At 57.6% G+C, this 13,677-nt stretch carries 10 protein-coding genes and 1 pseudogene; 7 read left to right on the top strand and 4 right to left on the bottom strand.

Annotated elements, in window-relative coordinates:
• The 3 genes from KJQ96_RS36700 to KJQ96_RS36690 all read right to left on the bottom strand — a co-directional run.
• Positions 1 to 526 (bottom strand): ABC transporter substrate binding protein (locus KJQ96_RS36700; RefSeq protein WP_305830993.1); only part of this gene is annotated, 526 nt, incomplete at its 3' end.
• Positions 527 to 655: 129 nt separating this feature from the next.
• Positions 656 to 1,639, bottom strand: coding sequence for an ABC transporter substrate-binding protein (locus KJQ96_RS36695; RefSeq protein WP_213290969.1), 984 nt, complete (start codon positions 1,637 to 1,639; stop codon positions 656 to 658).
• Between the two features lie 146 nt (positions 1,640 to 1,785).
• Positions 1,786 to 2,754, bottom strand: a complete 969-nt coding sequence (locus KJQ96_RS36690) for an ABC transporter substrate-binding protein (protein ID WP_213290968.1) — start codon at positions 2,752 to 2,754, stop codon at positions 1,786 to 1,788.
• Between the two features lie 599 nt (positions 2,755 to 3,353).
• Here KJQ96_RS36690 and KJQ96_RS36685 point away from each other — a divergent pair.
• The 7 genes and pseudogenes from KJQ96_RS36685 to KJQ96_RS36655 all read left to right on the top strand — a co-directional run bounded on the left by KJQ96_RS36685 (position 3,354) and on the right by KJQ96_RS36655 (position 11,968).
• Complete coding sequence (locus tag KJQ96_RS36685; RefSeq protein WP_213290967.1) at positions 3,354 to 4,340, top strand: ABC transporter substrate-binding protein; 987 nt, start codon at positions 3,354 to 3,356, stop codon at positions 4,338 to 4,340.
• 23 nt (positions 4,341 to 4,363) lie between these two features.
• Entirely contained in the window at positions 4,364 to 5,359 is a 996-nt protein-coding gene (locus KJQ96_RS36680) for an ABC transporter substrate-binding protein (protein ID WP_213290966.1), read from the top strand.
• A 211-nt stretch (positions 5,360 to 5,570) separates the two neighbouring features.
• Positions 5,571 to 6,311, top strand: a pseudogene (locus tag KJQ96_RS36675) (ABC transporter substrate-binding protein); the annotation flags it as partial.
• 444 nt (positions 6,312 to 6,755) lie between these two features.
• Entirely contained in the window at positions 6,756 to 7,721 is a 966-nt protein-coding gene (locus KJQ96_RS36670; RefSeq protein ID WP_213290964.1) for an ABC transporter substrate-binding protein, read from the top strand.
• 4 nt (positions 7,722 to 7,725) lie between these two features.
• The gene (locus KJQ96_RS36665; protein ID WP_213290970.1) at positions 7,726 to 10,332 is read left to right on the top strand and encodes an ATP-binding protein; all 2,607 of its coding nucleotides are present in this window, start codon (positions 7,726 to 7,728) and stop codon (positions 10,330 to 10,332) included.
• Entirely contained in the window at positions 10,329 to 10,718 is a 390-nt protein-coding gene (locus KJQ96_RS36660; RefSeq protein ID WP_213290963.1) for a response regulator, read from the top strand. The genes KJQ96_RS36665 and KJQ96_RS36660 overlap by 4 nt, the downstream gene beginning before the upstream one ends.
• Entirely contained in the window at positions 10,715 to 11,968 is a 1,254-nt protein-coding gene (locus KJQ96_RS36655) for an adenylate/guanylate cyclase domain-containing protein (RefSeq protein ID WP_213290962.1), read from the top strand. The genes KJQ96_RS36660 and KJQ96_RS36655 overlap by 4 nt, the downstream gene beginning before the upstream one ends.
• Positions 11,969 to 12,006: 38 nt before the next feature.
• Here KJQ96_RS36655 and KJQ96_RS36650 read toward each other — a convergent pair whose 3' ends face one another.
• On the bottom strand, positions 12,007 to 12,981 hold the full coding sequence (locus tag KJQ96_RS36650; protein ID WP_213290961.1) for an ABC transporter substrate-binding protein: 975 nt from the start codon (positions 12,979 to 12,981) through the stop codon (positions 12,007 to 12,009).
• Positions 12,982 to 13,677 lie beyond the last annotated feature (696 nt).

The following is a 13,677-nucleotide window of genomic DNA, read 5'->3' as shown; positions in this document are numbered from 1 at the left end:
CATCGAAATGCTGCGGATTGAATATCACCGCAACCTTCCTGACGTTGGGTGCCACTTGCTTGAGCAGTTCTATCCGCTTCGCCGCCATTTCATCCGTAAGAAACGTGATCCCGGTGAAGTTCTTGCTTGGTCGAGCAAGTGACACGGCAAGTCCCGACCGGATAGGGCTATCGCTAACGCCACCGACGATGGGTACGCTACCTTTACTTGCCTCAAACAGGGGCTTGATAACATCACCGCCGACAGCGAGCAGAAGGTTTGGCCTTTGCGCGACAAGTTCGGTGGCCAATTCCGCAAGCCTATCCGGCATACCGTTGGCATAGCGGAAGATGATTTCGATGTTGCGGCCATCGAGGAGCCCGGCCTGTGCGAGTGCATCCTTCAACGACTGATCGACTGGTCCTACTTTTTTGGCGTCGCCAAATACTAACCACCCAATCCGGGGCAACGATTTCTGCGCACGCACGGCAAGCGGGCAAGCTGCCACCATGCCGCCAAGAACTGCTATGAACTCGCGCCGCTGCATCCGGACACGCTCATTTAGTTCATCTCAAAATCTAATCTAACACCTTGCGAACGGGCGATGAACCAAAAATGGCATCAAACGGTATCAGGGCCTGACGTCTGAGATGGGCCAGCAGGTGACGTGCTCCGTTCATTCGATGACCTCGTCGGCGCGCAACAGGAATGACTCGGGAAGGTTTAATCCAATCAACTTCGCCGTCTTGAGATTCACAGTCAGAAAAAAACGGGTGGGTTGCTCGATCGGCAAATCGGCGGGTTTAGCACCCTTGAAAATCTTGTCGACAAGAACCGCCGACCGGCGGAGGAAATCTTTGATATCCTCGCCATAGCTGAAGGTTCCCCCATCGACTACGTATTCCCGATGGCCGAACGTCGTCGGCAGGCGGGCCTTCATGGCGAGATCAGCAATTCGCCTGCGATGCAAGGCAAAGACGGCATCAGGTATAACGACAACCGCTTCGACGCGTTCGTGGGAAAGCTTGACGAAGGCTGCGTCGATTTCGTCTGCGTTTCGTGCGTACGCCTGAATTAAGTCAATGACAGCCTGCCGAGCCGCTGCCATAGCTCCCGCTACGTTCGGTACAGTTGGGCTATTCGGGTTGGCGAGAATCCCGACACGCGAAAGCCTCGGCAAAATCTCCGACAGTAGCTCAAGCTGCTTTGTGGTCGTTATCTCATGGGAGGTCGCAAGGCCAGTGATATTGCCGCCAGGCCTCGCCAGGCTCGAGACGAAGCCGTTACCGACCGGATCGCTCACCACAGCCATGATAATCGGTATGGTGCTCGTTGCCCTCCGCATCGCGCTAATAGCCGCAGGCGTTCCCAATACGACCACGTCAACGTTCAAACGAACCAGTTCGGCGGCAAGATCGGGAAATCGGTCGTAGTGTCCTTCGGCGTACCGATACTCGACGATGTAGTCGCGCCCCTCTATATAACCCAGATCGCGCAGACCCTCGATGAGCCCGATGCTAACCCGCGATGTCCCTGCCTGCGTCCCGCCGATTAAGTGTCCGATACGACGAAGTTTTTGTCCAGGTTGCTGCGCTCGTACCGGCAGCGGCCAGGTTGCTGCGGTTGTAGCAATCCCTGTTATGAACTCACGTCGCTGCATCTCCGCGCCTAATCTCTGGACGAAGCACGGTATCGGCTCACAAGATTACCGCTGACGTGGGCGGAATCAGCTCTGATCCAAGGTTCACTGGGCGCGGCCCAATGTCTCAGTTGGCCAGACCGGGTTCACGCACCACAGCAGTATCTCTATTCAATCACCTCATCGGCGCGGGCGAGCAACGAGGGCGGCACCGTGAGGCCGAGCGCTTTGGCAGTTTTCATGTTGATCACCGACTCGAACTTGGTCGGCTGCTCGACCGGCAGATCGGCAGGCTTGGTGCCTTTGAGAACCTTATCGACGTAGCCGGCTAAACGGCGATACAGATCGACTATATCGCGGCCATAGACCACCAATCCGCCGATGGCGAATTGTCGGAAAAGATAAATCGCGGGGAGATGATGTTTCGCTGCAAGCGCCACAATTCGCGGGGCCTGGTGATTGGTCAGATCATCGCCAAAGACAACGATTGCATCGGCGTGCTGGGTGACGGCCGAGGCAAAGGCGATGTCTAGCCCCTCGGCCGTGGTCGCCTCAACTGCCACCAGACCCACGCCAAAGCTCCGCGCTGCGCGGGGCATCTCGTCATCTAATGCCAACTGGTGCATTGGGTTACGTGGATTGACCAAGAGCGCAATTTTCGAGGCGCTGGGCATCAATTCTCGGAGGATTTCTACTTGTTTTGCTATGAACTCTCCCGGCACCACGGTCATGAGACCTGTGACGTTGCCACCAGGATGCGACAGACTTTGGACGAGACCGATCGCCACGGGATTGGCTACGGCCACGAATATAATCGGAATGGTAGCCGTTGCCGATTTCAGGGCTACCGCTGCTTGCGGCCCGGCGGCAATTACCAGATCGGGAGTTAGGGCCACCAACTCGGCAGCTAAAGTTGGCAGGCGATCCGGGGTTTCGGCATAGTGACGATATTCGACTAACAGGTTCTTGCCCTCAATCCAGCCCCTTTCGCGTAGGCCGCTGCGCCAGGCTTCGTGACCTCGCGAACTCAGGAAAGCGCTCAAGAAACCGATTCGGCGTGGCATCCCTTGCGCCCACAAACACTGTGGCGAACCGAGCAGCGCCGCAGTCGCCGCTATGAACTCCCGCCGCTTCATTCGATCCTCCTCGCACCTTGAGGACGACAGGGGCGAGAGTATCACGTCTTGATGGTGGGCGCACTCGCTACGGGCGCAAATGCTGCCTCGCAAATCCGGCGTACACCAGAGCAGCTAAAGATCGCACTCGAAACGATGATGAGTGGACGTCGGGTCTGCTCTTGAGAGCCGGGCCTTTTCACAGCGCGGAAGCCGTTTGCTTCTGGACGCAGTTGACCTGCCGACGGACGAGTGCGCCGATTCGATGCCGATCTCATTAATGATCCTTTCAAAAGCTTGAGCCTCATACGCGATACCGCCGGCACTTCAGGCGAGCGCCGTGGCCCCCGAAAATTACGGTCAGTGATGTTGACGAATGCGAGGGGCCCGACTAGCGAGGCCTCTTTTCGGAATCGACAATGCTCACCTCGAGGTGTTCACTGTCAAAGAATCTAAGAAGGTATTCGACAATGCGGATGCGGCGCTGTTTCGTAAGGTGCCGTCGTTGTCTGCAGATGTGCAGGTCACTTCACTTCGGCTGGCGCTCAAGGGAAGAGCGAAAGATCGCGAGCACCAGAACGTTGGCGTTTAGTTGAATCATAGCTGACGAGGTGATTGAAATGCGGCGGCGGGGCTTCATCCAGCTAGTTGGAATTTCGTCGGTCTGGCCCTTGCTCTCACGAGCGCAGCAAAGTCTCGCCAATCCTAGAATGAGTAGAATCGGCGTCCTATGGCACGCCGGCAGCGCTGACGAAGAGAAGGTCTATCTGGATGTGCTGACCAAGGCGTTCAGCGAACTTGGTTATATCGAAGGCAAGAACGTCGTGTTCTTGCACCGATTTCCCGCTGAGCAACCCAGCAGGTTTCGCCAGTTCGCAAAGGACCTCGTCGAAGAAAGAGCCGACGTAATTATCGCCGTGACGCAAAGAGCCGCGATGGAGCTCAGGCGGGCGACGAGTGCAATTCCCATCGTCCTCGTCTTAGGCGTTAACCCCGTCGGCAGCGGCCTGATCGAAAGCCTGGCTCACCCAGGCGGCAACTTGACGGGACTGTCGATCATGACGCTGGATACTTCGGGCAAACGGTTAGGTCTCTTGAAGGAGGCGGTTCCGACGCTCAAGCGCGTGGCGCTACTGATCGATCCTAACGACCCGATAAATGCGAACCTCTCACCATACTTTAACGCCGCGAAGGCCCTGAGCCTTGAGGCGGGTCCTATCGAAGTGCCAACGCCGGATGCTATCGAGCCGGCGTTTTCATCGATCGCGGAAGATAAGTACGACGGCGCGCTTGTGATGGGATCGATGCTGTTCAATGAACGCGAGCGAGTCGGCAGGGCTGCGCTGGCGCACAGGATGCCGACAGGGTCGGTCATTGCGGAAATGGTGCCCCACGGGCTTTTGATGTCGTACGGGCAGGATTTCCCCGAGTTCTTTCGCAAAGCGGCCGGTTACGCCGACAAAATCTTGAAAGGCGCAAAGCCCGCTGACCTGCCCGTCGAACAGCCCACGCGCTTCAAGCTGGCGATCAATCTCAAGGTTGCGAACGCACTTAACCTGGCTCTACCGCCAACGCTGCTCGCTAGTGCGGATGAGGTGATCGAATGAGCCCGGGTCAACGAGGTGATTGAATGAAGCGGCGCGAGTTCGTTGCGCTCTTGGGTGCAGTATCCATGCTGCCGCTTACTGCGCGTGCACAACAAACGGCAAAGATGTACCGGATCGCGATCATGCATCCGTCGCACCGGATAACCGAACTCAACGAACTCAGCCGCTTCCGCTACTATCGCGAGTTCTTCGGGGAACTTCGGCAGCTCGGGTATGTCGAAGGACATAATCTTGTGATCGAGCGCTTCTCGGCGGAAGGGCGCGTCGACAGCTATCCCACACTCGCCCGCGATGTTGCGGCCCGCAATCCGGATCTTGTTTTTGCAATCAGTGTTTCGCTGGTCGCCACTCTCAAAGAGACAACGTCAACAATCCCGATTGTTGCCATGACCAGCGATCCGGTCGGCCACGGCATTGTCGTAAGCATCGCTCGACCGAGTGGAAATATCACCGGCGTTACCGTCGATGCCGGTCTCGAGCTTTGGGCAAAACGCATCCAGATTCTAAGGGAGCTCGTTCCAACAACATCCCGTCTGGCTATTCTGGCGGTACGACGAAACCCCGAACGAGCCGCAATGCAAGAGACTGCCGAGAACGCGGGTATCCAGGTCGTGGGTCCATCTTTTGTCGATGATGGGAGCGAGGAAGAATATCGGCGTGTCTTCTCTAGGATCTCGCAAGAAGGTGCCGAGGCGCTGTTTGTCGATGGAAGTCCGGAGCACATCACAAGACGACAACTGATCAGCGAGCTGGCCGCACAGTATCGGTTGCCCGCCATTTACCCGTTTCGCTCATTTGCTGAAGCCGGGGGACTCATGACATATGGGATCGATCTCGTGGAGATTTTTCGCCAAGCCGCCCGCGTCATTGATCAAATCCTCAAGGGCGCGAAGCCGGGCGATATCCCCTTTTATCAGCCGACCAAATTCGAGTTCGTCATCAATCGCAAGGCAGCCAAGGAAATCGGGCTATTTGTGTCCGAGCCGCTGCTTGCCCGCGCCGATGAGGTGATCGAATGAGGAGGCGCGAGCTTCTATCGGGCAGCTTTGCTTTACTGCTTTTTGCGCGCGCCCGCGCCGCCGCCGAGCCGGCTCGAACGTGGCGCGTCGCCTACGTGGGGTCTGGCTCAGCGCTGCGAACAGTCCCTGTGTTGCGGGACGCTCTGCGCGGACTTGGATATGAAGATGGAAAGAATCTGATCCTCGACGTGCGAGAGGCAAGGGCAACTACGGTATCTTGCCCGATCTTATCAGGGAAGTTGTTAGCTCAAAACCTGACGTTATTATCGCCGAGGCCACCCCTGCTATAGCCGCTGCGCAAAAGGCGACCTCCACGATTCCGATCATAATGTCCCCTGCGACCGACCCGATAGGTTCGGGGTTCATCAAGAGTTTTGCCCGTCCGGGTGGCAACATCACCGGTGTCGCGAACATGTTTGGCGACCTGACCGCAAAGACGCTGGACTTTCTCCGCCTTGTGCTTCCAAACGCCGGGAAGATCGGCGTTCTAACTTCCAACAATCCGACGCATCCACCCTTGTTTGAAGTTGCAAAACGCAGTGCCGAGGCAATCGGAATTTCAGCTGAACGGTTTGTGGCGGAGACGCCGAACGACCTCGAGACCGCCTTCAAGGCAATGAAATCGGCCAACTGCGATGCGGTGTACGTTCTCGCAGACCCTCCTCGTCCAACAATACCGGAGCTATCTCTGAAATTTCTCTTACCGGCCATTTATCAGGTCGATACGTACATCCAGATGGGTGGGCTGATGAGCTACGGTCCGGACATTTTGGGCATGTTTGTGAGAGCGGCTTACTACGTCGACAGAGTCATCAAAGGGACCCGCCCTGCCGAAATGCCCGTAGAACAACCAGCCACCTTTCGGTTCATGATCAACCTCCGCACAGCCAAAGCACTCGGGCTCACAATCCCCGAATCGGTGTTGCTGCAGGCGGACAGCATCGTCGAGTGAGTTGAAGGGAGAGGTGTCATTCGGTCCGCACTCGCTCCCAACGTGATCAGGTTTGGCAACATTGCTGACCGTAATTCTCCGGATGGCCGTCAGAAGGCAGCAGGATCGGCGCCCGGCAACGGGAATTCTGTGCCGCCCATCTCGAAGTCTTTGGTCCTTGCTCAAGTGTTTCGAGCGGCATAGCCTCTTTGCTCGCAATTGGCTCTCGGTCGCAACTTGACGGGAGAGAACAATGGCAATTTCTCGCGCGCTTTTCGCAGTGTTCGATTGCCGTCGTTTTGACGGCCACAACGGCTCAGGCTCAGGGCATTTCACCCGAAGACCCGCCGCCGTCACACGTACGGCGACGCCCACTCCGCCCCCAAGCCGATGCCGATAGGCGCGGGTAAGGAGTATGCGTGACACCGAAAGCTCGCTTGTTAAAGGAGTGGTGCGAGGAAACTCATGAAGCGCCGAGAATTCATCGTGGCTCTTGCCGGTGTCGCTGCCGCGTGGCCGGAAGTGGGGTGGTCACAACAGGGGAAAACCTGGCGAATTGGGTATCTAACGCCCGGCTTCGTGTACCCCGACTTCACCTTGTTTGAAGTGTTCAGACAAGAGTTGAGTACTCTCGGCTATACTGAAGGCAAGAACCTTATTATCGACAAGCGAGCGGCCGAAGGGCGTAACGACCGCTTGCCGGCCTTGGTGGATGAACTCATAGCCCTTCACCCCGACGCGATCGTTGCCATAGCAACGCCGGCGATAGCCGCCGCGCAGCGGGCAACCTCGACGATCCCCATTGTGATGACACCAGCGACCGACCCCATTGGGTCTGGGTTTGTAAAGAGCTTTTCCCGTCCCGGAGGGAATATAACCGGCTTAGCCAATATGTACGGCGACACCACTGCCAAGATTTTTGACGTGATACGCGCTGTTCTTCCGAATGCCAGAAAGATCGCTGTTTTAATGTCCTCAAATCCAACTCATCCCGGATTGTACGAGGTATCGCGTAGCGCAGCGCAGGCTGTCGGCTTATCAACTGTTCCCATTGTCGCGGCGACTCCCGCCGAGCTGGAGCGAGCTTTCCAGGATATCAAGAAAGAGAATAGCGATGCCGTGTTCGTATTAGCCGATCCAATTCGGCTGACGATTGTCGCTTTGGCGGCGGCCGCTCCAATTCCCGCAATCTACCAGATCAGTGAGTTTGTTGAAGCCGGCGGGTTAGCGAGCTACGGTCCAAGTTTATCGATCATGTTCAGGCGTTCAGCGCAGTACGTGGACAGAATATTCAAAGGTGCGGCTCCCGCTGACATGCCAGTCGAACAACCAACTAAATTCGAGCTGGTGCTCAACCTGAAGACTGCAAGGTTGCTCAAATTGTCGATACCGGAGGCGGTCGTCCTTCGAGCGGACATGGTGATTGAATGAGACGATGAGCATTTCGCTCCACCCTGATACGCCCCAAGATCGGACACTGGGGACGCAGCCGCCCGCAAGCGCGGCTGCGCCACTGGGTGGTTCGTCGGCTTCGCGGGTGCGGAGTCGGCTGTTCATCAAATACGTCGCACTGTTCGTTGCGGTCGTCGGAGTTGCGCTAGTAACAAACGGAATTTTTGAGGTTTTTTTCTATTACCGCGAGCACAAGACCTCGCTGATTCGAATCCAACGCGAACAGGCGGAAGCCGCGGCAGCTAAGATTAGCCAATTCGTCAAGGAGATCCAAAACCAACTCGGGTGGACGACGCAGTTGCCATGGTCGGCGGGATCGCTCGAGCAACGCCGATTTGACGCGCTGCGGCTGTTGCGCCAGGTGCCGGCCGTCACGGAACTGGCCCAGGTGGATTCGACCGGTAGGGAGCGGCTGCGTGTATCGCGCCTGGCTATGGACGTGATCGACAGCGGACTCGACCTCTCGAAGGATCCGAAGTTTACCGAGGCCATGGCGCACAGGGTCTATTACGGGCCGGTCTATTTCCGACGAGAGTCCGAGCCGTACATGACCCTGGCGGTCGCCGGCACCCGCAAGGACGCCGGGGTCAGCATCGCGGAAGTGAACCTGAAGCTGATCTGGGACGTGGTCTCCCAGATCAAGGTCGGCCAGCACGGTCACGCCTACGTGGTCGACTCAAAAGGCCGATTGATCGCACATCCAGACATTAGTCTGGTGCTACGTAACACCGACATGTCGAAGCTGGTACAGGTCCAGGCCGCGCAGACCGGCCGGCTTGACGACGCAGCGGACGAGTTGCAGGGCGCACTGAACATCCACGGACAACAGGTTCTGACAGCCTCCGCGCCAATTGCTCCCATGGGCTGGACGATGCTCGTCGAGCTGCCTTTCGAGGAGGCCTATGCTTCGCTCTATGTCGCCTTGCAGCGGCTAGGGATCGTGTTGTTGGCCGCTTCGATCTTAGCCGTACTCGCCGGGGTCCTTCTCGCCCGACGCATGGTTGGGCCAATCCAGACGCTGCGCAGCGGCGCTGAGCGGATCGGTGGCGGAGATTTCTCCCAACGTATCGCGATCAAGACCGGTGACGAGCTGGAAGGGCTTGCCGACCAGTTCAACGACATGGGGGCGCGACTGCAGGAATCCTATGCCGACTTGGAAAAGAAGGTCGAGCAGCGGACGACAGAATTGCGCGAGTCTCTCCAGCAGCAAACGGCGACCTCCGAGGTCCTCCAAACGATCACGTCCTCGGCCGGCGATCTCGCGCCTGTATTCGAAAAGATGCTGGAAAATGCAACGCAGATCTGCGGAGCCCATTTCGGCACCATGACCCTTTATGAAGGCGACGGCTTTCGAACGGTAGCGGTGTACAACGCCCCGAAGGCGTACATCGATATCCAGCTTTACCAGCTCATTCGTCCTCACCCAGAGAGTGGCCTCGCGACAATCCAGCGGACGCATCAAACGGTCCACATCTCCGACATCAGGACGCAGCCGCCATACCTTCAAGGGAACCCCAGCGTTCGAGCGCTCGCCGACCTCGCTGGTGCGCGAACACTGGTGATCGTTCCGATGCTCAAAGAGAACGATCTAGTCGGCACGATTACCATCTTCCGACAGGAGGTCAGGCCGTTCACAGACAAGCAGATCGAACTGGTCGCAAACTTCGCCACTCAAGCGGTGATCGCGATCGAGAACGCGAGATTGCTAAGCGAGTTACGCGAACGCACGGCGGAATTGTCGCAGTCGCTCGAAGAACTGCGCACCGCGCAGGACCGGCTGATTCAGACGGAGAAACTTGCCTCTCTCGGCCAGCTCACCGCAGGTATTGCGCACGAGATCAAGAACCCGCTGAACTTCGTCAACAACTTCTCGGCGCTCTCGACCGAGCTGATCGACGAAGTGAACGATCTGCTCAAGTCGGCCCCGCTCGCCGAGGTGGTGCGCGAGGAGCTGGATGACCTCACGCACACGCTGAGAGGCAATCTCGAAAAGGTCGTGCAGCACGGCAAACGCGCCGATTCGATCGTCAAAAATATGCTGTTGCATTCGCGTGCGGGATCGGGAGAACGTCGTCCTGCGGACATCAACGCGATCGTCGAGGAGAGCCTCAATCTCGCCTATCATGGCGCTCGCGCGGAGAAGTCCGACTTCAACATCACGCTCAAGCGCGATCTCGATCCCGACGCGGGCGAGGTCGACGTGTACCCACAGGAGATCACGCGGGTCCTTCTGAACCTGATTTCAAACGGCTTTTACGCAGCAGCCAAGCGCAAGCAAGCCGAAAGCGACGGATTTGAGCCTACCCTTAGCGCCAGCACCAGGAGTCTTGGCAATAAGGTGGAGATACGCATTCGGGACAACGGCACGGGGATTCCCAAGGAGGTCCGAGAGAAGATCTTCAATCCGTTTTTCACCACGAAGCCCGCAGGCGAAGGCACCGGTCTTGGCCTCTCCATGAGCCACGACATCGTGGTGAAACAGCATGGGGGCAAGATCGACGTTTTCAGTGAACCAGGCGTGTTTACCGAATTTATTATTACGCTGCCACGGACGTTGGCGGCGCAAGCAAGAGCGGGAGGCGCAAATTGAGCGTTTACATTCTTGTGGTCGACGACGAACCTGACGTGGAGGCCCTATTTCGCCAGCACTTCCGGCGCGATCTGCGCGCCGGCCGATTCCTCATGGAGTTTGCTCCTTCGGCGGCGGTGGCGCTGCAGCGCGCCGTGGAGATCCGGGATGCCACGCTAATTTTGATCCTCTCGGATATCAACATGCCCGGCATGAGCGGCCTGGAGATGCTGCCGGAAGTGCGAACCCGGCGGCCCGACGTTCCCGTCATCATGATCACGGCCTATGGCGATGCCGAAACTCGAAAAAAGGCGATCGAGAGGGGCGCGGAGGGTCTTCTGACCAAGCCGATCGATTTCGCTCTGTTGCGGCATGAAATCGATGCCAGGCTCGAGGAAGCGGCATGACGGCCACGATCCTCGTAGTCGATGACGAGCCAGACCTGGAGGAGTTGGTCCTGCAGAAGTTCCGCAGGCAAATCCACGGGGGTGCCGTAACGTTCATGTTCGCGCGCGACGGCGTCGAGGCGCTGCAATTGATTGAGCTTCATCCGGATATCGATCTGGTGGTCACCGACATCAACATGCCACGTATGGACGGACTTTCGCTTCTAGCAAAACTTCAGCAAGAGGACGAGAAGAAGTCGACCATCATTGTCTCGGCGTACGGAGACATGAGCAATATCCGTATAGCGATGAACCGCGGCGCCTTCGACTTCCTCACCAAGCCGATCGAGTTCGCAGACCTCGAAGCGACAATCGAAAAGACGATGCGGCACGTCGAGATGCTGCGGGAAACCCGCCGTCGTCAGATCGAGGCGGAGCGCGCCCATGCAACGCTATCGCGCTATTTCTCGCCTCATTTGGCCAAGCGTCTTGCGGCCGGCAGTTGCGGGGGCGACGGTATGGAGGTGTACTGGCGCGAAGTCGCGACCATCTTCACCGATATTACCGGATTCACTTCCCTGGTCGAAGCTGCCGCACCGAAGGTCCTGGAGGAACTTCTGAACGAATACGTGACCGGAATGACCGACGTGGCCTTCGCACACGAAGGAACGGTGGCCAAGGTCATTGGTGACGCGATCGAGGTGCTCTTCAATGCGCCCGGCGATCAGCCCGACTATGCCACGCGTGCGGTCGCTTGCGCGCATGCTCTCGACGATTGGGCGGAAGAATTCCGAGAGCGGTGGAAAGCCAAGGGTGTAAAGTTCGGAGCGACCCGCATCGGTGTCCACGCCGGCCCAGCACTGGTCGGAAATTTCGGAGGAAGTCGCTTCTTCGACTACACGGCCCACGGCGACACAATCAATGCCGCGGCGCGCTTGGAAGCGGCCAATAAGATCCTGGGAACCAGGATCTGCGTTAGCTCGGCCATCGCAAATGCGGCGGAGAATTTCCGAGGGCGCCCGGTCGGCGACCTGATCTTACGCGGTCGGAGCGAACCTCTTCGGGCCTATGAACCGCTGAAGCCCGAGGCCTTTGCGACGGCCGCCACCGCTCGCTATTCCGAAGCCTTTGCTAGGCTCGAAGCCAGCGATCAAGGAGCGATGCCAGCTTTCGCGGCGCTGGTCGGCATGCATTCGGATGATCCGCTCGCCGGCTTTCATCTGAAACGGCTACTCAACGGCGGCAAGGGGGTCCGGATGGAATTGGGTTGAGTGCCACAGCAGACTGATGGTTGGCTGAGAAGGCAGAATTATTCGATCACCTCATCGGCACGGGCCAGTAGCGACGCGGGCACCTCAAGACCCAATCTTCTGGCAGTTTTAAGGTTGATGTGAATCTCGTACCGGTCTGGTTGTTCGACCGGGAGATCGGCGGGCTTGGCTCCGCGAAGAATTTTGTCAAGGTAGACAGCGCCCTGCCTGGCTATCGCAAAAAGATCGGGTCCCAAGCTTATCAAGCCTCCTGCTACAACCGTTTCCCTAAACCCATGGCAAGATGGCAAGCGGTAGGCAAGTGAGAGCTCTGCAATCAATCTTGAATTTACGAACATGAGGCCGCCCGCAACCACGATCAAGCCGCTGACGTGATCTCGCACCATTTGATCGAATGCGGTCGGCAGATCGTTCGCTGATTCGACATAAACCGGCATCAATTGGACATTCATTGCAGGGGCGGCCTTCTCCAGCGATACCAAGGCGAACGGAACGTTCGGATCACCACGCGCGCCTAGAACAGCGACTCGTTCGAGAGTGGGCACGATTTCCTTCAGCATCTGTAATCGCTTGGCGTAGGTATCGGTAGCCGCTTCAAACGTCACCCCCGTCATGTTGCCGCCGGGGTGAGCGAGACTTTGAACCAATCCAATATCGACGGGAGCGCCGACGGACAGAAATACGGTGGGAAGGGTAGACGTCATACGCTTTGCTGCGGCTCCACCAATGGTGCCCCAAACAACCAGAATATCGATATCGGGGATCAGCCTCGTGATTGCGCCCTCGATTGCTTTCGGTTGCGGCGGCACAGTCAAACTGCTTACGAAGATGTTCCTCCCCTGAACATAGCCAAGAGCGGCGAGTCTCTGCGTGAGAGCGTGTAGCAATTGATCGGCCACTGCGCTGGATGAGACGGAACCAATCCGCCAAACCTTACCGGCCGCTTGCGCCAGCGCGGCGACCGGCAACAGGATGACACATCCCACTTCACCAATGAATTCTCGCCGTCGCACTCTGATCACTCCATAGGATACTATAAAGTGAGGCTCGAAGGTGACGGATACAGGTACCACCTTCCTCCGGGTCACACCCGACATATTCGGAGCCACTCGCCTAGTCTCAATTTGGCAATAGTAGCCCGCCGCGACGTTCGGTACAAAAAACTGACCTTCCGCCTCATCAACCGACCAAGTTGGAGATTGCAATCTATCTCAAGACCGAAGGGCCTCACGCTGTCTCCGGTGCTCGAAATCGATTTTTGACCCATAGCTCTTCTGCGCGGAGCGCCGCACTTGCAATGCAACATTTGCAACGCACTGCGTGCGACGACCATGGAAACGTGATACCCTGCGTCCAGTCGTCCTCAAGTGCGATGAGGATAGAATGAAGCGGCGGGAGTTCATAGCGGCTGCTGCGGCGCTGCTCGTTTCGCCAAGGCGTTCGTTGACGCAGGGGCCTGGCCGTCGGCTTGGTTTTCTTGCTGTAGGTGACGGGATTGATCACGATTGCGGGCCGATATGTCGCGCAGAGTATCGTTGGGTTGGCGGATGTACCCAATCCGTGCGATCTAGGAGCCCCCGGAGAGATCATCTCCGGGGGCTTCGCTATGAAAGTTATCTAGCCGTCAAACCTCGGGAATTTGGCTACTCAACGATTGCGACTGGCGGTGTCTGCGTTCATCTGTTCGCTTCGTGTTGCTCGGCTGAAGC

The organism is Bradyrhizobium sp. sGM-13, from assembly GCF_018398875.1.
Classification (GTDB): Bacteria; Pseudomonadota; Alphaproteobacteria; order Rhizobiales; family Xanthobacteraceae; genus Bradyrhizobium.
This window is presented reverse-complemented; position numbering and strand designations above follow the sequence as displayed.